Below are 23285 nucleotides of genomic sequence, written 5' to 3' on the forward strand. Positions count from 1 at the left end.
TTACCAATGCTTGTACTAAAGATAGAGTTGTGCCACACCCTAGCTTAGACAAACTTCCTAACTCCTCAGAATTAACAGTTTGCCCCACTCCGGCTTCCGTCGTCCAACATTGTACTACTCCATATAATGATGGTGATTTCCCTGCTACTGTCTCTATTACTTCCTCAAAATCTTCAAGGTTGTTGGGATTAATGGTAAATTCTGCGGGAGCTATCTGTTGATACTTTTCTCCAGCAAACACTAAAGTACAAACCTCTCCCACTGAGTTCAGTTGCCTTGCTAACTGTTTACCTATTCCCTCTTTGTCTGCTAGTATCAACCAACTCTTAGAACCATCATTCGTTTGTTCTAACTTCGTTTGAGAGCTTTGAGCTACAATTACCGTTTGCCCTGACAATGTTTCTGCCATTCCCTCCACTTCTGGCATGGTGACTACTTCGGTAAAATCTGTTTCTCTCAACACCTTTTGCCATTGGTCTCTACTCAGCAAAGGATAATCTGGTCGTAATTCATAATCATTGAATTTCCACCATCCTTCTAACAGTCCAAATACTAAATCTAACCATCGTTGAGCAGTTGTTACTTCTAACAACACTAACATTCCCCCATCTGCTAATAGTTCTCGCACATGGGATAATGTCTGCTTCATAATTGTGGTTGCATGGAGGACATTGGCTGCAATAATTATATCATATTGATTAGCCTCAAATCCTTGACTTTTCGGATCTACTTCTATGTCTAAGGTTTGATAGCTAATGAATTGATAATCCTGGAATTTATCTTGGGCTTTTGCTGTAAATAATGCCCCTATATCGGTGAATATATATTCGGTTTGCTGGGGATTTAGATGAGGCAGGATATAGCTGGTCGTCCCTCCTGTTCCCGCTCCGATTTCCAACAACCGTATGCCTCGGCTTTTAGGTAATTTTTCTATAGCCTTGGTGATGGATTTTTCTACTATTGTGTTCATCACTTTAGCTACTGTTGACTCTTCATAAAGTTGAGTCGCTGTGGTCAAATCTCCTTGGGGGAAAACTAACTGAACTGGGTCTATTGCTCCTCGTAATACCCCACTTAATTGACTTGCACAACGTTCCAGTAGTGTCAATGTTGCTGCTTCTTCTGGATATTGATTCTGTAAACTCTGGCTTTTTTCAGTAGGCTTGACTTGAGCTAAGGTTTGTTCCACTTGCCACTGCTGCTGATTATAATTGAGTATTCCCACCTCTGTTAATATTTGTAGCAGACGCTTAAACAGTTGTCTCTGACTGGGAACTATGCCTAATTTTTTGACTGCTGCATCAAATTCAAAGCTTTCTGTTGGTTTGTATGACCAACCCATTTCGTGCAATGCTTGTACTATATAATCTACAGTTAATTCTTCTAAGCTTGTTTCATAGACCCTGTTCTTTTCTGATCTACTTGAGTTACTAATTCTGTCAGAGTTGGAGCTAATTTTTGGGCAATTTCTACAGGAGGTCTCAGGAAATCTGGAGGGAGTAGTTTACCTAAAATACCTTGGCTTCTCCACTCTACTTCATACAACCAATTTTCTATTGATTCGGTTTCTGTTCCCAGTAGGGTCTGTTTAGTTGCTAGTTTTAGTTGTAAACCTTTGAGGTTGGCAATTATTTCTCCTGAAGGAGTTACTATGGTGACAAGAGTCGTTAAACTTTCTGGAGTTTTCACTTCGGGACTGGTTACTGATGCGTAGGCCCATAGACTCAGCCCGGGATTCTTATATAGTTTGAATTCTTCTATTCCTACTGGCAGATAAGTTTGGTCACTATCTGTTGCTGGGAGTGCCTGAAATATTACTTGCAAGGCTGCATCTAATAGTGCTGGATGGAAATTATAGTCCCTTGTTTGTGTTATCAATTCTTCGGGGAGTTTGATATAAGCTAGTGCTTGGTTTGTACCCGACCACAATTCTTGAATGCCTTGAAAGCTATTTCCGTAGTCTATCCCTACTTGTTGACATTTTTGATAATGTTGTTTGACTTCTATTGCTTGATTAAATTCACTCTTGTATTTTTCTAGGTCAATTTTTGTCTGAGTAGGGGGGGTTGACTCTTTTCTGATTTTTCCTGTGGTGTGGAGTCTCCACTCCTGTTGTTCTGGTTGAGAAAATATTTGAAACTTGTAGCTTTGGTTGTCTGTTGGGGTGAGTATGGTTTGGGCATTTGTCAATTCTCCTGCTGGTAGTATCCATCCTCTACCTATGGTTAGGTCTTCTATTACTATCTGGGGTGTTTTTAATTGGTGATTTCCTGCTGCTATTGCTATTTCTAGGTAGCCGGTTGTGGGAAATAGTGCTTGATTAAATACTCGGTGGTGGCTGAGATAATTGGGTGATTTTTCTCCTATTTGTGATGCAAATATTTGTTGTTCCCCTGCACAATTTAGCTTTTGACCTAATAGGGGATGGAGGTTTTCCCCTTTTGAAAATTGCTGTTTAGGCCAGAAGTTGTTGTTGGTTTCTATCCAATAACGTTCCCGTTGGAATGGATAAGTCGGCAATGCTACTTTCTGACGACTATAGTCAGAGTCAAACCCTGACCAATCTATTTTGGCTCCTTTTACATACAATTGTCCTAAGCTAGAGAGCATTTGTTGCCATTCATCCACTCCTGGACGTAATGATGGTAACCATACTCCTACATCTTCTGGTACACATTGACGTCCCATCCCCAGTAATATTGGTTTGGGTCCAATTTCTAGGAACAGTTTGCAACCCTCTTGATACGTATTTTTCAGGCTCTGGGCAAAGCTCACTGGTTGCTGGACATGGTTAACCCAATATTCAGCAGAAGTGATCTCATCACCTACCAGTTTGCCAGTGACATTAGAAATAAGTTTGATTCGAGGCTTGTTATAAGTGACTTGTTTGGCTATAGTTTCAAACTTGGCCAACATTGGCTCCATCAAAGGAGAATGGAAAGCGTGGGATACCTGTAACTGTTTAGTCTTAACTCCCATTACTTCTAGTTTACTACAAATACTTGCGATCGCTTCACTCTCACCAGAAATCACTATACTTTCTGGCCCATTGATGGCAGCAATGCTGACAGCGGACTTCTCCAACCCCTCTTGGGAACTATAGTCCGCGATCGCCTTTTTGACCCGCTCCTCCGATGCCAACAACGATACCATCTTGCCACCAGCAGGCAACTGCTGCATTAACCTGCCACGCATGGCAATTAACTTCAAACCATCTTCAAGACTGAAAACTCCTGCAATACAAGCTGCCACATATTCTCCCACACTGTGGCCCATCACCACATTTGGTTTAATGCCCCAAGAAAACCATAACTTGGCTAAGGCATATTCAATAGCAAATAGAGCCGGTTGGGTATAAGCAGTTTGGTCTAGCAAAGAAGAACTTGAGTTTTGTGCTTCTTGAGGATAAAGTACTTCTAAAAGCGAATGTTCCAAATACGGACGTAGGATTTCATCACATTGATCTAACCCTTGACGAAAAGTAGGTTGACTTTCATACAATTGCCGTCCCATATTTACATACTGGGAACCTTGACCGGTGAAAAGGAAGGCGACTTTAGGACGCTTGCGACCAATCTTTTGACCCTTGAAAACTCCTGGTGTTTCCTCTCTTTCTGCGGTAGCCTTTAATTGTTCCTGTAACTGCTCTGTTGATTTGGTGACAACAGCGAGGCGATATTTGAAATGCGTACGCCCCACATTGGCTGTATAACAAACATCTCCTATTGCCAATTCTGAATGTTTTTTCAAGTGGTGCTCATAACCGGTCACTAACTGTTCTAGAGCTTCTTCCGTTTTCGCTGAGAGCGTAAGCAGATTTACTGGACGTTCTAACCGTTTTTCTTCCGTGTTCCCTATTAAGAGTTCTTTGTTCTCTACTTCTGCCAACACCACATGGGAGTTAGTGCCACCAAAACCAAAGGAACTCACACCTGCGTACGCTGGCATTGATTTTTCTGGCCAAGGTGTCAGAGTTTCCTGTACTCGCAATGGTATTTCGTCAAACTTGATATAAGGATTCGGCTCAGTGAAATTTAGACTTGGTGGAATCTGGCGATAGTGAAGTGACAGCGCCACTTTAATTAATCCGGCAATACCTGCTGGTGCTTCTAAATGTCCGATATTGGTTTTAGCTGAACCGACTGCACAGTAGTCACCAGGAGCACGACCAACAGAAAGCACTGCTCCTAAGGCTTTCATCTCCATCGGGTCTCCCAGTTTTGTCCCAGTCCCGTGAGCTTCTATATACTGAACCTGACCTGGTGAAACTCCTGCATTTTTGTACGCTGCCCGTAACACCGCTTCCTGTGCCAAGGGATTGGGGGCTGTCAGTCCGTTGCTGTATCCATCTTGGTTAACTGCGCTTCCCTTGACTAAGGCATAGATGCGGTCTCTGTTAGCCAGGGCAAGAGATAGTGGTTTCAGTATCACTAACCCTGCACCCTCACTGCGGACATAACCATCAGCTTTGGCATCAAAGGTTTTACACCTACCGTCAGCAGCCATAAATCCTCCTTGGGCATAGGCTACTGACATCCACGGCGATGTCACCATATGTACGCCTCCCACCAAAGCTAGGCTAGATTCTCCACTCCACAGGCTTTGACAAGCTAAGTGTACTGCTACCAGGGATGAAGAACAGGCAGTATCTATGGCCATGCTCGGTCCATGGAAGTCGAAAAAGTATGAGAGGCGATTGGCGTTAATACAATTTAAGTTACCTGTGCCTGTATAGGTACTAAAGTTACTGGGATTTTGGGCGATGAGTTCGTAGTAGTCGAAGCTTGATACCCCCATGAATACCCCTGTGGGTGTACCTGCCAATTCTTCTGGTGGTTGTCCAGCGTCTTCTAAAGCTTCCCAAGCTAGTTCCAGCAATAGCCGTTGTTGGGGATCCATTGTTTGGGTTTCTCGGGGAGAAATACCAAAAAAATTCGGGTCAAATCGATCTACTTGCTCTAGAAAGCCACCCCACCGACTGTTCGTTTTCCCTGGCTTGGAGATGTCGGCGTCATAAAATAATTCGTTATCCCACCGAGAAGCTGGCACTTCGGTAATTGCGTCTATACCATTACACAGTAATTCCCAGAATTCTTCGGGATTTTTAGCTCCTGGGAAACGACATCCCATTCCTATTATTGCTATTGGTTCTTTATTCATTGGTATTTAACTATTTTATTCTCGAATTTGTTATTTACATAAATTATTTTAAAATTATTTGTTTAAAATTTAGTTTTGGTTTATAGCTCTATGTATCCCCCAAAATTATTTTAACATTTGATTTTTTTTTCAGACTTAATATTAATTTTTATTAATATCTGTATTACTAATCTAATACAGTTAGAGGTGATTTACTGACAAACTATTTATTGGCTACACTATGGCTGAGGAATATATCAGATATCCCTCAGAGGTTGTCTGAGAAGTCTCATTTGCTACATCCAAGCCCCCGTTGGTCCCCCTCTGGGGGACTTTTAGAAGCAAATTGACTCTTGTTTCCCCCAAAGTTGGGGGGTCAGGGGGGCAAAATTCAGGATCAAAAAACTTTTCAGATATCCTCTCAGCAATCACCAGTGAATTTCAACAAATATTATGCACCAAAGTGCTCTGCCATAGCTTCTATTGTGGGGTAACTATACAGAATTGTTGGGTCTATTTCTTTTGATAGCCAATCCCCGAAATCGCTTGTTAAAGATATTGAGGCTGAAGAATCTAGACCGTAACGATTAAAAGAAGTACTTGTCGATATTTCTTCAATTTCTAGATCTAATAGTTGTGACAGATAAGAAATCAACCACTCCTGAACCTCATCTACTGTGGGTTGATTCTTATTCTCTATACTTCCATTATCTACACTAGTCAGGTTTTCGGTCTCTACGGTTAAGTTTTCCATAATTTATTGATGGGGAGTTACTAGATTTTACTGAAATTATTGACGATACGTGTAACTATCATCAGCTCTCACCAATTAATGATAGTTACACCTCCTAATCTTGTTCAGGTTTCCTATTTTTATTTCTTCTGAACAATCAAGCTAACTTCTTAGCTTCGAGCATTTTGGCGCTTGGCAACTTCACATCCCAAACTAAACCTAATTTTTCCAATAACCAAATTAGGCAGTAACCTAAATCTATTTGCCACCATTTTAACCCGATCGCTGCCGAATTTTCAAAAGTATGGTGATTATTCTGCCAGGATTCTCCAAAAGTAGGAATAGCCACCCAAATATTGTTCCGACTCTGGTCTTTACTATCGAAAGGATGAGTCCCAAAAGCATGAGAAAATGAATTGATACTTAAAATGGAGTTATCTACCACAAACATCCTTACAAATCCACCCCACAGAAGACCTTCCACAGCCCCTATCCAAGAGCCATGAATAATTCCTCCTAAAATAGTTGGCATTAGCAGACCCAAAACTATCCACACTACATAATGGCGATTAATCTTGCTAATGGTTTTGTCTCGCATCAATTCTGGCGCATAATACATCGGGTTAGGATACTCGTGGTTTGTTAGCCAACCCACATGGGCGTGCCACAGACCTCGTAATTTCCCAAATATTCCTTCCCCTAGTAATTCGGGATTTGGGGAATGGGGATCACCAGGCAGGTCGCTGTACTCGTGATGGCGACGATGCACTGCTACCCAGGAGACTACAGGTCCTTGAGCGCCCATACAACCTAGAATTGCTAAAATGACTCTCATCGTCTCGCTGGTTTTAAAAGCACGATGGGCAAAGTAGCGATGTAGTCCCAAACTCATCCCAATCATACTCAATGCCCACATTCCTATTAGTAGTCCTATTTCCACGCTACTGATCGGGTACCACCATAGTAAAGCGATCGCTATTACTGTTCCGATTGCTGGAATGACATTGTACAACAGAAAGTGTTTGGTCTGGAGACCTTTTATGTAGTCATTTAATATAGTTTTTGACTTTTGAGTTTTGGCTGGTTTAAAAGATTCTTTGGTCACATCCATTGGAATTGACATCAAACTGTCTCCTTGGTTACCATTTTCTAAATTTTTTCATTTTTTACAAGGCCATAACACCTGTTTAATACTAAGGATCTAGGGCCTAATTTTCCCGGTTACATAATTGGCGGTATCTCGGTAAATTCCATCAAATTATATCATCAATCTTTATCAAATCAACCCATCAAAACTACCTCCATTTAAGTGGAGACCGCTGCTTGTCTTTTACTTGCCACTTTTCCCCTGGCTTCCAACTGGTCTAATGTTCCTTCCAAAAACTTAACTCGGCAAGCAGAGCGTTGTATTTTACCACTTGATGTTTTAGGAATGCTCCCAGCTTTTATTAATACTACAGAATACACCTGTAGATCATGTTCGTCTGTAACTGCCTCTCTAATATTTCCCACTACCTCATTTAGATCTAGTGTCTTTTGGTAACTACGCTCCACCTCCTGAACCACTATTAAACGTTCTTCTCCCTTAATCTCCACTGCCAATGCTGCTCCATGACTAGAACGCAGTGATGGGTGACTTTTTTCCACGGTCAATTCAATATCTTGGGGATAATGGTTGCGACCACGAATAATAATCACGTCTTTGATACGCCCTGTAATGAATAGTTCCCCATCTTTCAAAAATCCTAAATCCCCTGTGCGCATAAATGGCCCTTCACCACTTTCGGCAAGGTTTGCATGAAAAGTCTTTTCTGTCTCTTCTAACCTATGCCAGTATCCTACAGCCATACTAGGATCGCAGACCCAAATCTCTCCTACCTGATCTGGTTGACATTTTCTCAAAGTGTTTCGATTAACGATCGCCACTTTCATCCCACCAATGGGAGGTCCACAGCTAACTACAAATCGTACTACCTGATCTTTGTCTGCTGGTGATACTACTACAATTTTATTTTTTTCTAGGGCTTCTGCTGCTAAGGTCAACACCCTGGCTTTTTCCCCATGTTTTTTAGTCGAAACCAACAAAGTTGCTTCCGCTAGTCCATAAGCTGGATAAAGAGCATCCCTACGGAAACCAAATGGTTCAAAAGTGGCAATAAAATTTTCCACTGTTTCTTGGCGAACTGGCTCGGCTCCGTTGCTAGCTGTACGCCAACTACTTAGGTCTAAATTCGCCCTTTGTTCTGCTGTGGTTCTTCTTAGGCAATGTTCGTAGGCAAAATTTGGTCCTTGACTATGGGTAACTCGGTAGCGTGAAATTGTCTGTAGCCAACGAATGGGTCGCATATAGAAGGCGATGGGCGACATCACATAGCAGGGAATACCGGAATATAGCGGTTGGATTAGTCCATCAACGAGTCCATAATCGTGAAAATGGGGAACCCACGTTGTGGCGATACTGTCTGATGTATAACCCCAAGCTTCTTTTATGTAACTACAGTGGTGTATTAAATTTTTGTGGGTTAGCATCACACCCTTTGGTGTTGAAGTGGAGCCGGATGTGTATTGAAGATAAGCCAGAGTATCGCCATTTAGATCTGGTTTTTGCCATTTTTGTGATAGCGAAATAGGAATTTTATCGCTAACTATCCATTTGATGCTTTGGAATTCTGAAGACAACTGAGAAGTGGATTCTTTGAGTTGGGAATACTTGGAAAAATCAGTAAGTATTACCGAAGCTTGGGCATCAAAGACAATTGCTTCAAGCCTAGGTAGTGTCCGCTTCAGTCTAATTGGGTCTGGTGGTGGTGCCGGAATGGCAACCACTCCTGCATACAAACACCCAAATAAGGCGGCGATAAATTCTAGTCCCTGTGGATATAGGAGTAAAGCCCTTTCATTCCTATCTACTTGTTTTTGAAGTTCTACAGCAATTGCCCTGGCTTTTTCATCTAATTCTTTGTAACTTAGGCTATTTACCTCTTTTTCCCCATTCTGTAGGAAACTGTAAGCTTTTCGAGCAGATTGATAGTGGGAGCGATATTGAAGAAGGTCAATTAAAGTAGAAAATTCTTGCTCATTTTTCATATACTCAATTTGGATTCACCACTATTGTTTGCCAATAACGTACGCAATTTTCTGGTCTAACCATGGCTGACCACAACCTATAACCTTACGGACACCTGTAACCTAGCTACAGACTGGTATTACTTGGTTTTGTTCTAGTGCTTTCCTCTGCATAGGTATGCGTACGCTAACCACCGAGACAGATTTTGACTGCGTCGGGGTGGTGGATATGTGGGCACTGCAATTACGCCAGCATACAAGCACCCAAACAAAGCAGCAATGAAGTCTATACCTGGTGGTACTACTAGCGAGCATTGCTCGTTCCCCCGTTGCCCCCAGAGACGGCAACTGACAGGCGTACGCCCTTGAGCGTTGCTCTAATACCTCATAGGTGATACGAGCAGTTTCTTTTTCCCCTTTTTCCTTGAAGGTATAAGGGATTTGTTCAGGCTGAGAATGGGCTCTCAAGCGCCACAACTCTACCAGATTGTCAAACTTCTCGTCAAGGTCTGAAAATCTGATATTTTTCAAGTTTCAACCTCCTTGGTAGATAGCGTTTTTCAACGCTTACTTGCTCCGTTTCAACAGTTTTTTACTGTTTTAACTTTACTTAGGTGTACTTAGGTTTCTGAGCCTTGAGAGGCAACGAAATTCGGCACCATGAGAAATTTAGCACGAAAAAAATAACCTGTCAACCCTAATCGTAAATAAATTCTGCTTGACTCTCGTCCCACCTATAGATATATAAAACCTAAGTACTCTGACATCTAGGAGTACTCACTAGCAGTAATCCATTGATTAAGGTACTTTCGTCCTAGGTTTTAGGGAGTAGGAAGTAGAGAGTAGGGAAAAAATGCTCTATATCTCATTACTAATATAAACGCTATTAATTTTTTTTTTTTTGAACTGTGTTAAGAAACTTGAAGTTGCTCAAACCGTTGCTGTTCCCTATTCCGAGACCCAAAGTTTCCAACTCTTAACAGTCCACTTTACTTGTCTGGGACTCCTTAGCTATAGAAAAAGCTATAGAAAAATAACATTTTCAACCAGACTCTCCCAACTCCTGATTGGATCTGATCAGGATTTCTGGGAAAACTTAGGATAAGATGCTAATGGAGATCAGAGGATAACTGTGTCTCAAGACCTATTGCAAAACCGAGACTACACCATAATTCTGGCAAGAAATGCCTCTAAAAATTTTGGAACCCTGCCTGGACTGGACAAGCAGTGGTTGCTAGCTCAGGAGTCTATTATCGCCTTGGCAAAGAAATGTGAGGAACTTGATCCAGATGGACTCACTATTTATATTGCATCTACTCCCTATCAAAAATATGACAACACCACTAGTCAGGCATTAGTTGACCTGTTTGAGCAGCCCTATGGTTCAGACAGCATCAATGTGGTTGAGCCGCTCAAAGTTGCACTTGATGACCACTTTAGCCGTAAATCCCGCCAGCAGACAAAAGCAAACGGTGATATTATTATCGTCATCCTGGATAGTGAACCAAAGCCACCCATGGCTGTAGTCAAATTGCTAGTGGCAGCAACTAATAAGATGGATTCTCAGGAAGAACTGGGTGTGATGTTTGCCCAAGTGGGGGAAGACCCCATTACTCGTGGTTTTCTAACTGCTTTAGATGATGATTTACATGCTGCGGGCGCTAAGTTAGATATTGCCGACACTAAGCTTTTGTCAGCTATGGAGGAAAGTCAGATTACTAAGTTTTTGCTCGATGCCCTATATGATTAGGATGTAAGCTATCAGCGGTCAGCCGTCAGCCGTCAGCCTTGAGCTTTCAGCTTATTTTATTCAAAAGCACCTCCAGTAGCCTGGCCACAGGCCCAAAGCTGATAGCTGATAGCTGATAGCTGACCAGCTTATGGGTATTAGCTGATAGCTTTGATGAAAATGAATGCTTACCAATGAACACGGTTAAGTTGCAAAAACTATAGCATTTCCCAATAAGTTTAAACAAGGAATACCATTTGTTTTTTTATCAAAAATACCTATATACTTGACTTGATTAAATCTTGCCTCTTGCCTCTTGCCTCTTGCCTCTTGCCTCTTGCCTCTTGCCTTTACCTAAGGATTCTGTTCACAACTCAAATACAAACGCTATATGTCTACACCAACCAATATCAATAAAATTATGATTGAACGTCCTAGCCAAGACCATCTTGATAACTTGGGTGTCTCAAATTGGCCAATTTGGACAAAGGAAGTCTCGGAATTTCCCTGGACTTACGATGAACAGGAAATTTGTTACTTACTAGAAGGTGAAGTAGTTGTCACGCCAGATGGTGGTGAACCAGTTCAAATTGCCAAAGGAGATTTGGTCACTTTCCCAGCTGGAATGTCTTGCACCTGGAAGATTATTTCTAATGTTAGAAAACACTATCAATTTGGCTAGAATTTTGGCGTTGCTGAATTAAGGAATGAATGCGCGATTATCTGGTGAAAGTTAAAGCCCCCTAAATCCCCCAAGCGAGCAATCCCTCGCTTGGGGGACTTTAAGAGTTTTGTTCCCCCCAAGCGAGCAATCCCTCGCTTGGGGGGCTAGGGCGTGTTTTCAAAGTTTTCCGCAAGATTATGATCCCCCCCAGCCCCCCTTAAAAAAGGGGGGAGCCATACTCAAAGTCCCCCTTTTTTAAGGGGGACCAACGGGGGATCTCCGAGTTTGAAAACACACCCTAGGGGGGCAAAACCATACCCATAATCAGCAACGCCAGAATTTTGAGGGGCTTTGATCCAGGATTTTAGGGAGTAGGGGTAATAAAAACGAAGTGATTAACCGGAATTTATATCCCTACTCTATATGCCTACTTTATTGTTTCACTCATCTGCTTCTCTAATTCTTCTAATAATTGATCGACATCTTTCCCAACTTCTATAAAGCACTCCGGTGGTGAAAGTTCAGGTTCAAATTGAATCAGTTTCAACTGTCCATTACCAATACCAATAATCAGAACTTCCTGCTCAGGTTTATGAGCATCCACCACTCCCAAAATTTCCTGAATTTGGTTATTAACCTGACGATTTAGGGTTTCTATTGCTGCCCTAGGACAGTAAACAAAATGTGGCTTCGGTTTCATATCAAGTCCGAGGGTTTCATCAGTTTCTCCTTTTTCCAGAAATAGCCCCCAAGCCAGTGCAGCTAATTCTTTTTGATTGGCTTTAACAAACTTATCTAACTGATGTTGCCACTTGTTTATTGCTAAGTCTTGCCGATTACTACCGAATAAGTCCATATATTATTTATCAATTGGGTGAGGTACTTTCGTTATGGGTTTTAGTTAGCAGTTAGTAGGGAGCAGGGAAAAAATCCTGTGTACCTCATAACTATGGAAAACGCTATACTCACATCCCGATTGTCTAGAGCGACACAAACCAAAAACTAACCCAAGAAACTAAGGCAGATGGGTGGTTTTTACTAGACAGCTGCACCATGATATCATTTCCGGTACCGCGCACCACCGGACTTGATATGAATGATTTTTGGACAGATATTCTCAACTTTGCCAAGGACACCACAAACCGTGTCGGTAATCGGCACCTCCGGGACTTTGGTCAGGTACAAGGGTCCGAAAAAGCCGATGGTACGTTAGTGACCCAGGCGGACAGGTGGGCAGATCAAGAAATTAGAGATGCGATCGCATCTCATTTCCCCAGCCACGGCGTACTGAGTGAAGAAGCATCCCACCAATTTCCTGAGTCTGAATGGTGCTGGATTATTGACCCTCTTGATGGCACCACCAACTTTACTAGAGGAATTCCCCTGTGGGGGGTTTCCTTAGGCTTGTTGTATCAGGGAACTCCAGTGTTTGGTTACATTCATTTTGCTCCTGTCCAGCAATCTTTTCATGGTTTTTGGCTTGGGAAATCGGAGCTAAAAGGTGTCGAAAACGGTGCTTTTCTCAATGGACGCCCCATCCACAGCAGCCAGGATTCCCCTAGCCAAAACCACTTTTTCAACCTGTGCGCCCGTAGTACCTCAGTAATGAAGCAACCCTTCCCCTGCAAAATTCGGATGCTAGGGGTTGCCAGTTACAACTTTCTCGCCACTGCCAACGGTGTCACCTTAGGAGGAGTGGAAGCCACCCCGAAAATTTGGGATTTTGCTGGAGCTTGGGTGATTATTCACGCAGCTGGGGCAGTTTGGGTACCCCTAGATTCTCAGACAATTTTCCCCCTAGAAGTAGGCCAAGATTACGGTCAGCGGTCGTTTCCAACTCTAGTTGCAGCACGTCCGGAATTAGTGAGTGTGTTTAAGCCCTTGGTAGAGTTTCTTGGGGATAAGGCAAGTAGAATGTAGAATGTAGAATTAAGAATGTAGAATTAAGAATGTAGAATTAAGAATGTAGAATGTAGAATGTAGAATTAAGAATGTAGAATTAAGAATGTAGAATGTATAAGGCCAAATGTAGAATGTAGAATTAAGAAGGCCAAATGTAGAATGTATAAGGCAGAATGTAGAATGTATAAGGCAGAATGTAGAATGTATAAGGCAGAATGTATAAGGCCAAATGTAGAATTATAAGTTCTAAATTCCCAATTCTAAATTCTAAATTCTAAATTCCCAATTCTACATTCTAAATTCTAAATTCTAAATTCTAAATTCCCAATTCTACATTCTAAATTCTAAATTCTACATTCTACATTCTACATTCTTAATTCAAAAGGGATGTTCCCATAAATAATCTGCGATCGCATTTTCTCCTGCCAGTTTCTCTGGCTGAGCACCCAACAAAACGGAAATTTGTTCCAACTGATGATTGAATCGTCGAGCAACCCGACTGGGTATACCGTAGTCATAGATAATATGACCTTGCCCAGCAATCACTACTACTTGATAATCTGGGTTAGCTTGGGCAAACAAAGCAATCTTCTCTGCCATGGTTTCATCCCATAACACTTGGGCAGTGAAAAAATTGTCGAAGTTGAGACTATTGCTATGACCGGCGTGGTGATGTTGTTGGTAAAATCCTTGAATCAGATTGCGGTAATCAGCATTATCTGTACGAATTTCCGATAGTGGCGGAATATGTTCCTGCTCAGCAGAGGTTAAACTCTCTAAACCGCTACGGGCTACTTTACGAGTGACCTCAGTGGGTGTATTTAAGGCTAACACAGGCAGTTGATTGGTTTTAGCAAACCGTACTAGGGGAGCATAATATTCCCAAGGAAAGCCCCAGCGTTGTTCATACTCACTTTGCTTAACCAACTCAGCTTCTGTGATTTCCCCGGCTAGGTATTGATCCAGGATATCTTGAGCTGGGCGCTGGAACATTTCCATTGCGATCGCAATTTTGGAATTTTCACGGGTTAGTGCTTCAATAATCGCTAACTGCGCCTCATGATCTTTTGTGCTATTGTGAGTTTCTCCTAAATAGATAACCCGGGCTTTTTTCCATTCCGCTAATACCTCCGGTAGAGATAGTAGATTAACCGTTTCTATTTGTTGTTGCTGGCTAGTGGCAGTTGAACTATTATGTTGTTTATGTTGAGCAAAAACTGGGGTAGTACAGAGAAATAAAATTCCTAGGGAATAAACAACGACTTTGGTAAGTGTGCCCATATAAAAGTGATAATAGCTACTCAAAAATCCAACTGGTCATGTTTACTGGTCATGTTTAGCTTAACGTGATTCAGGATTGCCAGGAATTGATTTACTATCACAAAATTCCAAAAGCCGATTCAAAGCCCAAAATTCATCCACATCACCTTTGCCTGTACTAATGTGAGCCACATGACCCCCTTGGGGAGTTAAAATCAAGTTGGCATAGGGATTACTACTCGTTCGCTCTTCCAATTCTGGAATAATAGTAGGGTCAAAAATCGGGTCATCCGCAGCATAGATGATCAAATAGGGCAAAGCTAAGCTGTCCAACAGGTAAAGTCCACTAGTCTTCTGATAGTATTCATTAACGCTAGCAAACCCGTAGTAATCAATCACCATATAGTGGTCAAAGCTCCGCATTGAGTTAATGCACTCCACTACACCAGGTTTAACAGCCTCAGGAAAGTTTTCTAACCGTTGTTGAGCTATTTTCCTGAGTTTATGAGTGAACCTCTTTTCGATCAAACGTCCCATTGGCGTAGATAGCAAATAATCTATGGAGCGATTCGATTCCAGATTAGGAGCCAAAACTGCTCCAAACCTGACCAGAGAACAATTGTTTTCAACTGCGGCCTTAAGTCCCCACAATGCCAACTGTCCCCCCATGGAAAAGCCCACCAAACCGACAGGTTCTGGGCAACCCATCTTTACTAATTCCATGGCTAGCTGCAACTGATCTTCCCCTTCTCGCCAACCGTCAGAAGATGGGACTGGGGATAGTTGTGCACTGCGTCCGTTACTGCGCCAATCATAAATTAACACTGCCCAACCATTACTGTAGGCTTTACGAGCAAGGGTACGACTATACCAACCACTATCGACATCCCCTGTAAGGGCATAGTTAACAATCAGGGTCCCTTTGGCATTGTCAGGACAACTCCACAATCCGCGCAACGGTACCTGATCCGCACCAGTAAATATGTGTTCCTGCCAGGGAATCAGGGGCAAATGGGAAAGCCAAGGTACTTTTTCCCCCCACCAACTCCAGGTTTTGCCGTACCAGTAAGTTGTAGCAATACTTTGAAATAAGCCATTTCTTAGGTACCAGGGAGCTTGGTAGTCTTGCATCAGGTTTCGTAGCTATTTGTAGATTACAGATAGGAGTATAAGCCGTTCTAGTTCCCCATCGGTGTGGGCAGACAAAAATTTATTGCTCTAATTTTCGATATCTTTTTCCATCCACCGACGAGTCCCAAAAAACTGACAGGAATTGGTAGCTACCTTTGCTGCTGCGCCTAGGGCATCAGTAAACTCTTTCTGTAGAATATAGTGACAGAAGGCACCGTGAAACACATCCCCAGCTCCCAAAGTATCTACTGCTTGAATCTGGGGTACGGGTACTTCACCGGACACTCCTAAGCTGCGATACTGAATTGGTTTTTCTCCTTGGGTAATGGCAATGTGAGGAATCCCAGCGTCTAGGAGATAAGCCATCACCTCTTGTTGACCACAGCACCCTGGTGGATAGAAATTGGCTGAGCAAATTGCGTAATCAACGTAGGGCAAAATTGTTTCAAATCCTGGCTTCCAGCTACCCCCATCGATGACTACAGGGATATGATGAGTTTTGGCAAATTTTGCGATCGCATTACTAACCACCATCTGATGACCATCAATGAGCACCACATCCACCATCAAGTCTAAATCCTGAGGTATTTGTGTAGTGCTGGCTTGGATTTTAGTAGCATTAATCGAAATAACTGCGCGATCGCCTGTGGATTCCGTAACAATGATAGAAGATACTGGTGGCGGTTGGGGGTTAGCTGGATCAAGGTCAGCGATGATTACGCCATGACTGGTCAAATCGCTGCGAATTAGCTTAGTAATCGGGTTAATTCCCACCACACCTAAAATTTTAGATAGGTGCGCGCCTCCTAGGGCGAGTAAATCGCCCTTGGGTCGCACCTCTATATTTCCCAGATAGCTAAACGTTACTGCTGCATTCGTCGCTGGTCCCCCAGCCGCTACCGTATAGTCAGAGGCAGTTATTTTTTCATTGCTGCTTGGTAGCTTGGTGCTGAGGTATACCAGGTCTAAGGTAACCATCCCCACAAAAAGACCAGTGCTCGCCATCTAACAACTACCCTTAGTATGATTGTTCATCAGCCTTGTAAAGGTAAAATTGTTGACAGATCCCTACAGTTTCAAAGGAGTATGAAGGGATCAGCGTACTAACATCCAGGTCAGTGCGGTAAATACTAAAGAGCAGAAAATTTTCTCGCTTTGTGCTCTGGGCAACAACTTGCTTAATTTGAGGTCGCCCTGTATCCACCAGGATGGTACACTGACGGCGCAGGAAACTGCCTAGGGTTTCCGGTGCTTGGGGACAAACTTCTTCTTTTAGATACTTGCTCAGTTGCTCAACCGCATAATCTTCATAGGTAGCTTGTCCAGGATTGGTCACCACCATTGAGCCTCCCACCACCGCCAGCACCATCGTGCCAAAAGCGGTGACAACCTGTGAAATCTTCATCTGAATTTTTTAACGGTATATTGTATATTAAGATGGCTATTAAGCCTTCGAGTTCCAGATTAACTGCAAAATACTGGTAACGTCTTGCATGTTTGATGGAAGTCCCTCAGGGCAAGACAATTGCAGCAATTGTCAGCAAACTTCAGAACTGACGGAATCAGCATAAACCCATCAAAATTTCATAGATTGTTGATAAACCCACAAATAAGATGCTATAATCAACAACGGTAAGATTATGGCGAGCGTAGCCAAGTGGTTAAGGCAGTGGATTGTGGTTCCACCACTCGCGGGTTCGAGTCCCGTCGTTCGCCCTAAAAGTCCGTGGAATGGGCATCTTGGCTGTTTCAACTTTCCGGCATCTTGGTAGAACGGGGATCCTGCTGTGGAATGGGCATCTTGCCCGTTTCAATTCCCAGGCGGGCAGAATGCCCACTCTACTCCTATTCAGCGCGAAGATTCAGCAATGCCAAAAAAATGCAGAAGTAAATTCACATAATCACTTCTGCGTTAACCCTTTCAAGACCCTTGACTAGACACCAATAGAGTCTACATCCACAGTCTTGACTTCAGGGTCTTGAGTGTCATTGGCAATTTTTTCGCTTTGGCGGGTTTTGGCAAAGTCAATTAGCCACTGAGACAGCTCCGAAACCAGCAGGGTTATAACTGCGATATCATCAATTTGCCCAAGGATGGGAATAAAGTCTGGGGAAATATCAATGGGGCTAAGAAAGTAAACTAGGGTCCCCAAGATGATCCACCACCGGTACTTGGAATGGCGGATAGTGTTGCGATACCAGTTGTAAAAAGATTGAATTGGATTGTTCATCAAATATTTGCGGCTGAATACCTCATCCCATAGCAAGTTACGTGGGTAAGAAAGCCACACCTCCAACTAATGGTTTAAGCGATGCAGCGCCTTCACGCGGGGGTTCCCCCCATGAGCGACTGCATCAAGAAAGGACTGGTTTTAAATGCTAATCAGCCGAGACCAGCCAAACTCGTTATCCCCAAGGGCCAGATAGGTGCGCGCCTCCAAGGCCGCGAGCAATCCCTCGCGGCCTTGGGTCGCACCTCTTTTTAAGATTTCTCCGGAGAGCGAAGCAACCGCACAAGCGGTTTTGCCTATAGACCGGACTGGGGAAATATCCGGCTCTGAGGTACCAAACAACAGCTCAATACTCTATAGCTACTATTTATAGTGCCAGATTCTTCCAGAAACCGACTATGGGGATAACCACCCGTTTGATTAGAGTTTTTACTAGAATTAGAAATTTTAGGACTTAGGTAGCTGAAACCAAAAATTGAGGCTTTCCCTAATATGGAACTTGGTTATGGTGATCAGACCTTAGCCCCATGGAAATGAAATTCTTCCCTATCTCCCCATCTCCCCATCTCCCCATCTCCCCATCTCCCCCCACACTCCCGACACTGCCTGGACTAGCTAAGACACTCTGTACCGGATGTGCTAAAGTCCAAGTGTAAATTTCCTGACCTAATCAGTTAACTCGTGGAGAATAGGATCAGTTTCTTGGTAAGTGGTTGAAAATCAATAGAAGATTGATAGACCACTGAGTTATTTGGAAGTAAGGGCAAGTCGTGGATATTGTCGAACTTATTGCAAAAGGTGGGATCGCCATGTGGCCTCTGTTGGCTCTATCGATCCTGACTATGGGTACAATCTTTGAACGGATTTGGTTTTGGGCAACTATAGCGTTGAGGGAAGGCATAATTGTTAATCGTGTTCTAGAGGCAGCAGCTGGTAGCTGGCATGTTGCTAGACAGATTGCCCTAGAGTCACGCCGACAACCCATCGGTAGATATTTGTATGCTCCTTTACGACTGAATAATCCTGACCCAGAAGTATTCCGGCTGGCTCTAGAGTCGGCTGCGGATGATGAATTAGCTGCTATGCGACGGGGGGACAAACTCCTGGAAGCTGTGATTGCTCTAGCACCATTGTTGGGATTACTCGGTACAGTGTTGGGCTTGATTAATTCATTGGGTTCCATTCGCATTAGTGACCTTGGAACAGCTTCCACCGATGGGGTGACTCAGGGGATTGGAGAATCACTGATTAGCACAGCTACAGGTTTGATTGTGGCGATTATCAGTCTGGCCTTCTATAGACTATTTCAGGCTTTTTGGTTTAACCAAGTTAAAGTGTTCCGCAAAGCCGGAAGCGAGTTGGAATTGCTTTATCGACAATATTGGTTACAACAAGAAGAAAGCTCTTAGTCCAAGGACATATCTATGAATAAAAAAAAGGATTCAGCTAGTTCCCCGATGGCAATCCGTCCTCTAAGACTGCGAATGGATAGCTCGCCGGAAGAGGTTCGGGTTGAGATTGTTCCCCTGATTGATGTGATTTTTTGTATTCTGACCTTTTTCATTTTGGCAGCTGTTACCTTATCTCGCCAGCAAGCCCTGAGCGTGGATTTGCCTAAGGCAAGTACTGCTAAGGCTCAAGGACGGCAAATCTTAATGGTTAGCCTTAATGAGTTTGGTCAACTCTACGTTGAACAAGAGCCAGTGGTAACTCAAGAGCAGTTCAAAAAGAAACTGCAAGCATATCGTCAAACTAATCCTTATGGGTTGATGGCGCTTTATGCTTCCAAGGAGGCCAGTTACAACGAGGTCGTTCAGGTATTGGATGTGCTACGACAAGTGGGAGGCGATCGCGTAGCCCTAGCTACTCTACCGGGATCCTCAGGTCAATCCATTGACTTTATTCCTTCCCTACCATCGGGAACAGGTGTCCCTAACTTCAACTCCCCTGGAAAAAACTCCTCCGATTCGATTAATGACATATTAAAGTTCTTGCCTGGATCTACCAATAAGAAATAAGGTTTTTGAGAAGTCTGGGAAGTGTGGGGAGATGGGGAGATGGGGAGATGGGGGGATGGGGAGTCAGGGAGTCAGATCAGCAACGGTTGTGTCCCCCCCTTGTTAAGGGGGGTTAGGGGGGATCCCTATTTTCCACGAGGCTTTCAAGGTACTGACACAGGTGACCCACACAGAAATCAAACCACTCGCGGTTTGGATCAAGACTATGTCTTTAACTATACCTAATTATTGAAAACTACTTCTCTCGCCACACTCCCCTATATTCCCACACTTCCCTATCTTCCCACACTCCCCTATATTCCCACACTCCCCACACTCTTCCCGTTCTAGATTCCTAAGCTGGAACCTCAATTTTTTGGCTTCCAGCAAGACCAAAGGCTTTATGAATAGCTTGCAATGCTCGCACTCCTTGGTCTTGGGCAACAACACAGCTAATCTTAATTTCTGAGGTGGCAATCATTTGAATATTGATTTGTTCCGAACCTAGGGCGGCAAACATCTGTGCTGCGATCCCTGGTTGTCCAACCATGCCAGCACCGACAATACTTACTTTGGCAATATCGGCATCCAGGAGAATTTCGCTACACCCAATCACTGGTGCCATCTGTTGTAGGGCTTTCTGAGCCATTTCTGCTTCGGCTTGAGGTACTGTGAAGGCAAGATCCCTGGTGGCAATTCCATTAATGATTCGACAGCGTTGGGACTGGATAATCATATCAATACTAATATTGTGCTCTGCCAAGGTTCCAAATATCTTGGCTGCCATGCCTGGACGATCGGGAATTTGGCGAATGGCTAGACGGGCTTGGTTGATGTCTAGGGCTACACCTCGAACCGGGGGATGGGTGATCTCCCTTGAGTGGTCACTATTTCCTGCTTCAGGGGGAATGGGTAGATGAATGGGGGTATTGTTGATATCGAAACAGTTACACAAGGCCGCGATCGCGCGATCGCATTCGACAGCATCAATCACACAGCTGACTTTGATTTCGGAGGTGGAAATCATCTCAATGTTGACACCAGCATCGGCTAAAGCCTGGAACATCTGAGCTGCAACCCCAGGACGTCCAATCATCCCTGCCCCAGTGATCGAGACTTTAGCAATATCCCTACCGACCATCACTTCTGCTTCTTGGGTATCGGGGGTGGTTTGGCGACGCAGGGCGGGAGCAATGGCTTCGGCTACTGCTTCAGCTCGATTGATAATAGCGGTATTGACGGTAAAGGCAATATCATTAGTATTCTGTTCGTGAATTGACTGGATAATCAAATCCACATCTAGGTCTTGAACTGCAATTTCACCAAACAACCGTGCTGCTACACCAGGGGAATCGGGCACTCGTAATAGGGCTATTTTTGCCTGGTCGGTGTCATATTCTACGGTATTGACTGGTCGAGCAATTTCTAATCCCTCTAAGGAACGGGGGGGAGAGCTTGGGGAAATTACTCTAGTGCCAGGCTCATCGCTCCAGCTGGATAGGACTACTAAGGTTAAGCCATAGTTGCGAGCAATTTCTACGGCACGGGGATGGAGGACTTTTGCCCCTAAGCTAGCTAATTCCAGCATTTCATCAGCGGTAATTTCCGGCATCAGTTGAGCATCCGGTACGATCCGGGGGTCAGTGGTTAATATCCCCGGTACATCGGTATAAATTTCACACCGAGATGCCCCCAGTGATGCGGCTAGGGCTACGGCTGAGGTATCAGAGCCACCCCGACCTAGGGTAGTGATTTCTAATTCATCAGTGCTGGTGATGCCCTGGAAACCAGCAACGACTACAACTTTCCCCTCGTTTAAACACCGCTCCAACCGCTGGGTTTCGATTTGCAGAATCCTAGCGCTACTGTGTTTAGCTTCTGTTACAATACCTACTTGAGCGCCAGTTAGGGAAATAGCCGGTTGCCCTAATTCCTGTAGAGCCATGGATAATAGAGCAATTGACACTTGCTCACCGGTGGATAGCAGCATATCCATTTCCCGACGACACGGATTAGGGGAGATGGCTTTCGCTAGTTGTACCAAACCATCGGTAGTCTTACCCATAGCCGAGACCACCACTACCACGGAATTGTTTTGTTGGACTGTTTTGAGAATTCGCTGGGCAACGGCTTGTATGCGTTCCACAGAGCCCACCGAGGTACCACCGTATTTTTGGACAACTAGCGACATAAGCTTATTCCACTATTTATTTCTTTGTTTGACTCCCGTTTCCAGGATTGAGTTAATCGTAATGTAAGCTATCAGCTATCAGCTATCAGCTATCAGTTTAAGCGCTACGCGCACGCTACGCGAACAGTTATCAGCTTATGCGCTACTTGAGGTGCTACTTGAGGTGCTTTCAGCTAAAGGCTGACGGCTGATGGCTGACGGCTGACCACTGACGGCTGACCGCTTACTGCTGACTGCTTACATCGTAATTCCCTGGATACGCTAACAGAATCGTCAATAATTGTCAACAAAAAAAATTTTTTCAGTCTCTTGTTTTTAGGGAAGCAATCAGCTTTCAGCAATCAGCTTTTGGCTCTGGGTTGTCAATTCATCGATTGCCGAAAAAGGCAAGAGGCAAGAGGCAAAATGCAAAAGAAATCCGGAGTTTTATTGGACAGAAAAAAAAAGACCATACAGCTTTAAAGCCAGATATCTGAGCTGACTACTGACCGCTGACCGCTGACTGCTTATAAACCTTCACCAAATTAACTCAAGATACAGCACAAAACCAGGCAAAACCTCTTCTCCCGATAAACTACTGGGAGACTCTAACACTTCAACGTCTTTACTTGGTCGATAAATTTCCACTTGTCGGTCTTTACGATTAATCAACCAACCTAGACGAGTGCCATTGTCTCGGTATTCTTCCATTTTTTTCGAATTGCTGTCAAGCTATCACTGGGAGAACGTAATTCAATCACAAAGTCAGGGCATAGAGGTAGAAATTTCTCTTGCTGTTGAGGAGTTAAACTATTCCAGCTTTGTAATGGTATCCAAGATGCATCGGGGGAACGGTCGGCACCATTGGGGAGTTTAAAACCAGTGGAGGAATCGAAAGCAATGCCAGTTCCATCGGAATCACTCCAGTTAAACAACTGTTGGTTTAATCTACCATTGCGATTTCCTGTGCTGCCGCCAGTGGGTGACATAATAATTAAATCTCCATTAGCATTGCGTTCAAATTTAAAATCGTCGTTGTCTTGACAAAGCTGGAAAAATTGCTCGTCGGTAAGGTTAATTGATTGGAGATCAAGGGTTAAGGTAGTCATGATTGTTTAGGGAAGGGAGTAGGGAGTAGGGAGTAGGGAGTAGAGAGTTGGGAGTAGGGAGTTGGGAGTAGAAACCTAAGTGTATTTTATAAAAATAACTAACGCTATAGAATTGTTTTAGCGATCGCGTTTTTGATTCCCAGTGATCAATAAC

18 protein-coding genes, 1 tRNA gene and 2 pseudogenes are annotated in these 23285 nt (G+C 43.6%); 7 read left to right on the top strand and 14 right to left on the bottom strand.

Features of this window, described 5'->3' with window-relative positions; translation table 11 throughout:
• The 6 genes from LYNGBM3L_RS13590 to LYNGBM3L_RS40610 all read right to left on the bottom strand — a co-directional run.
• Positions 1–1342: class I SAM-dependent methyltransferase (locus LYNGBM3L_RS13590; RefSeq protein WP_008184026.1), on the bottom strand; the 1342-nt coding region annotated here is incomplete at its 3' end.
• Between the two features lie 41 nt (positions 1343–1383).
• The gene (locus LYNGBM3L_RS13595) at positions 1384–5160 is read right to left on the bottom strand and encodes a type I polyketide synthase (RefSeq protein WP_008184028.1); all 3777 of its coding nucleotides are present in this window, start codon (positions 5158–5160) and stop codon (positions 1384–1386) included.
• Positions 5161–5590: 430 nt separating this feature from the next.
• A complete protein-coding gene (locus LYNGBM3L_RS13600) occupies positions 5591–5893 on the bottom strand; it encodes an acyl carrier protein (protein WP_008184030.1) in 303 nt (100 codons plus the stop codon).
• 136 nt (positions 5894–6029) lie between these two features.
• Positions 6030–6995 carry an acyl-CoA desaturase gene (locus LYNGBM3L_RS13605; RefSeq protein ID WP_202799201.1) on the bottom strand — a complete coding sequence of 322 codons (966 nt, stop codon included), beginning with the start codon at positions 6993–6995 and terminating at the stop codon, positions 6030–6032.
• A 182-nt stretch (positions 6996–7177) separates the two neighbouring features.
• Positions 7178–8959, bottom strand: a complete 1782-nt coding sequence (locus LYNGBM3L_RS13610) for a fatty acyl-AMP ligase (protein ID WP_008184034.1) — start codon at positions 8957–8959, stop codon at positions 7178–7180.
• 102 nt (positions 8960–9061) lie between these two features.
• On the bottom strand, positions 9062–9469 hold the full coding sequence (locus tag LYNGBM3L_RS40610; protein ID WP_161603162.1) for a fatty acyl-AMP ligase: 408 nt from the start codon (positions 9467–9469) through the stop codon (positions 9062–9064).
• 601 nt (positions 9470–10070) lie between these two features.
• Between LYNGBM3L_RS40610 and LYNGBM3L_RS13615 the strand changes: the two genes are divergently transcribed.
• Both LYNGBM3L_RS13615 and LYNGBM3L_RS13620 read left to right on the top strand, forming a co-directional pair.
• On the top strand, positions 10071–10688 hold the full coding sequence (locus LYNGBM3L_RS13615) for a vWA domain-containing protein (RefSeq protein ID WP_008184037.1): 618 nt from the start codon (positions 10071–10073) through the stop codon (positions 10686–10688).
• 370 nt (positions 10689–11058) lie between these two features.
• Positions 11059–11349 (top strand): cupin domain-containing protein, encoded by a 291-nt coding sequence (locus tag LYNGBM3L_RS13620; RefSeq protein WP_008184039.1) that lies wholly within the window; start codon positions 11059–11061, stop codon positions 11347–11349.
• A gap of 409 nt (positions 11350–11758) precedes the next feature.
• On the opposite strand, the gene ccmS is transcribed toward LYNGBM3L_RS13620, so the two are convergent.
• Positions 11759–12187 carry a beta-carboxysome assembly chaperone CcmS gene (ccmS, locus tag LYNGBM3L_RS13625; RefSeq protein ID WP_008184040.1) on the bottom strand — a complete coding sequence of 143 codons (429 nt, stop codon included), beginning with the start codon at positions 12185–12187 and terminating at the stop codon, positions 11759–11761.
• A 236-nt stretch (positions 12188–12423) separates the two neighbouring features.
• On the opposite strand from ccmS, the gene LYNGBM3L_RS13630 reads away from it, so the two are divergent.
• The gene (locus LYNGBM3L_RS13630) at positions 12424–13251 is read left to right on the top strand and encodes an inositol monophosphatase family protein (RefSeq protein ID WP_044493139.1); all 828 of its coding nucleotides are present in this window, start codon (positions 12424–12426) and stop codon (positions 13249–13251) included.
• Between the two features lie 360 nt (positions 13252–13611).
• On the opposite strand, the gene LYNGBM3L_RS13635 is transcribed toward LYNGBM3L_RS13630, so the two are convergent.
• From LYNGBM3L_RS13635 to LYNGBM3L_RS13650, 4 genes are all read right to left on the bottom strand, one after another.
• The gene (locus LYNGBM3L_RS13635; RefSeq protein ID WP_008184044.1) at positions 13612–14514 is read right to left on the bottom strand and encodes a ChaN family lipoprotein; all 903 of its coding nucleotides are present in this window, start codon (positions 14512–14514) and stop codon (positions 13612–13614) included.
• 60 nt (positions 14515–14574) lie between these two features.
• Positions 14575–15624, bottom strand: coding sequence for a YheT family hydrolase (locus LYNGBM3L_RS13640; RefSeq protein WP_008184047.1), 1050 nt, complete (start codon positions 15622–15624; stop codon positions 14575–14577).
• An 87-nt stretch (positions 15625–15711) separates the two neighbouring features.
• Positions 15712–16629, bottom strand: a complete 918-nt coding sequence (locus LYNGBM3L_RS13645; RefSeq protein WP_008184050.1) for a sugar kinase — start codon at positions 16627–16629, stop codon at positions 15712–15714.
• 13 nt (positions 16630–16642) lie between these two features.
• Complete coding sequence (locus LYNGBM3L_RS13650; RefSeq protein WP_008184053.1) at positions 16643–17029, bottom strand: DUF4359 domain-containing protein; 387 nt, start codon at positions 17027–17029, stop codon at positions 16643–16645.
• 238 nt (positions 17030–17267) lie between these two features.
• Here LYNGBM3L_RS13650 and LYNGBM3L_RS13655 point away from each other — a divergent pair.
• A tRNA-His gene (locus LYNGBM3L_RS13655) sits at positions 17268–17340 on the top strand.
• A gap of 218 nt (positions 17341–17558) precedes the next feature.
• Here the strand turns inward: LYNGBM3L_RS13655 and LYNGBM3L_RS13665 are convergent.
• The gene (locus LYNGBM3L_RS13665; RefSeq protein ID WP_008184057.1) at positions 17559–17855 is read right to left on the bottom strand and encodes a YkvA family protein; all 297 of its coding nucleotides are present in this window, start codon (positions 17853–17855) and stop codon (positions 17559–17561) included.
• 770 nt (positions 17856–18625) lie between these two features.
• Between LYNGBM3L_RS13665 and LYNGBM3L_RS13670 the strand changes: the two genes are divergently transcribed.
• The 3 genes and pseudogenes from LYNGBM3L_RS13670 to LYNGBM3L_RS47355 all read left to right on the top strand — a co-directional run bounded on the left by LYNGBM3L_RS13670 (position 18626) and on the right by LYNGBM3L_RS47355 (position 20098).
• A complete protein-coding gene (locus LYNGBM3L_RS13670) occupies positions 18626–19264 on the top strand; it encodes a MotA/TolQ/ExbB proton channel family protein (RefSeq protein WP_008184062.1) in 639 nt (212 codons plus the stop codon).
• 15 nt (positions 19265–19279) lie between these two features.
• Positions 19280–19804: pseudogene (locus LYNGBM3L_RS13675) on the top strand (ExbD/TolR family protein); the annotation flags it as partial.
• Positions 19805–19912: 108 nt separating this feature from the next.
• Positions 19913–20098, top strand: coding sequence for a hypothetical protein (locus tag LYNGBM3L_RS47355; protein ID WP_044493128.1), 186 nt, complete (start codon positions 19913–19915; stop codon positions 20096–20098).
• 109 nt (positions 20099–20207) lie between these two features.
• On the opposite strand, the gene LYNGBM3L_RS13685 is transcribed toward LYNGBM3L_RS47355, so the two are convergent.
• Both LYNGBM3L_RS13685 and LYNGBM3L_RS13690 read right to left on the bottom strand, forming a co-directional pair.
• On the bottom strand, positions 20208–22043 hold the full coding sequence (locus LYNGBM3L_RS13685; RefSeq protein ID WP_008184067.1) for an aspartate kinase: 1836 nt from the start codon (positions 22041–22043) through the stop codon (positions 20208–20210).
• Positions 22044–22559: 516 nt separating this feature from the next.
• Positions 22560–23131 (bottom strand): annotated as a pseudogene (locus tag LYNGBM3L_RS13690) (Uma2 family endonuclease).
• Positions 23132–23285 lie beyond the last annotated feature (154 nt).

It is taken from the genome of Moorena producens 3L, assembly GCF_000211815.1.
Classification (GTDB): domain Bacteria; phylum Cyanobacteriota; class Cyanobacteriia; order Cyanobacteriales; family Coleofasciculaceae; genus Moorena; species Moorena producens.

Bases quoted from the DNA above. Each gene is read 5' to 3' on its own strand.
- LYNGBM3L_RS47355 (WP_044493128.1), top strand. From the start codon at position 19,913: ATGGGGAGATGGGGGGATGGGGAGTCAGGGAGTCAGATCAGCAACGGT.
- LYNGBM3L_RS13685 (WP_008184067.1), bottom strand. From the start codon at position 22,043: ATGTCGCTAGTTGTCCAAAAATACGGTGGTACCTCGGTGGGCTCTGTG.
- LYNGBM3L_RS13620 (WP_008184039.1), top strand. From the start codon at position 11,059: ATGTCTACACCAACCAATATCAATAAAATTATGATTGAACGTCCTAGC.
- LYNGBM3L_RS13640 (WP_008184047.1), bottom strand. From the start codon at position 15,624: ATGCAAGACTACCAAGCTCCCTGGTACCTAAGAAATGGCTTATTTCAA.
- LYNGBM3L_RS13650 (WP_008184053.1), bottom strand. From the start codon at position 17,029: ATGAAGATTTCACAGGTTGTCACCGCTTTTGGCACGATGGTGCTGGCG.
- LYNGBM3L_RS13665 (WP_008184057.1), bottom strand. From the start codon at position 17,855: ATGAACAATCCAATTCAATCTTTTTACAACTGGTATCGCAACACTATC.
- LYNGBM3L_RS13630 (WP_044493139.1), top strand. From the start codon at position 12,424: ATGAATGATTTTTGGACAGATATTCTCAACTTTGCCAAGGACACCACA.
- LYNGBM3L_RS13610 (WP_008184034.1), bottom strand. From the start codon at position 8,959: ATGAAAAATGAGCAAGAATTTTCTACTTTAATTGACCTTCTTCAATAT.
- LYNGBM3L_RS13635 (WP_008184044.1), bottom strand. From the start codon at position 14,514: ATGGGCACACTTACCAAAGTCGTTGTTTATTCCCTAGGAATTTTATTT.
- LYNGBM3L_RS13600 (WP_008184030.1), bottom strand. From the start codon at position 5,893: ATGGAAAACTTAACCGTAGAGACCGAAAACCTGACTAGTGTAGATAAT.
- LYNGBM3L_RS13595 (WP_008184028.1), bottom strand. From the start codon at position 5,160: ATGAATAAAGAACCAATAGCAATAATAGGAATGGGATGTCGTTTCCCA.
- LYNGBM3L_RS13645 (WP_008184050.1), bottom strand. From the start codon at position 16,629: ATGGCGAGCACTGGTCTTTTTGTGGGGATGGTTACCTTAGACCTGGTA.
- ccmS (WP_008184040.1), bottom strand. From the start codon at position 12,187: ATGGACTTATTCGGTAGTAATCGGCAAGACTTAGCAATAAACAAGTGG.
- LYNGBM3L_RS13605 (WP_202799201.1), bottom strand. From the start codon at position 6,995: ATGTCAATTCCAATGGATGTGACCAAAGAATCTTTTAAACCAGCCAAA.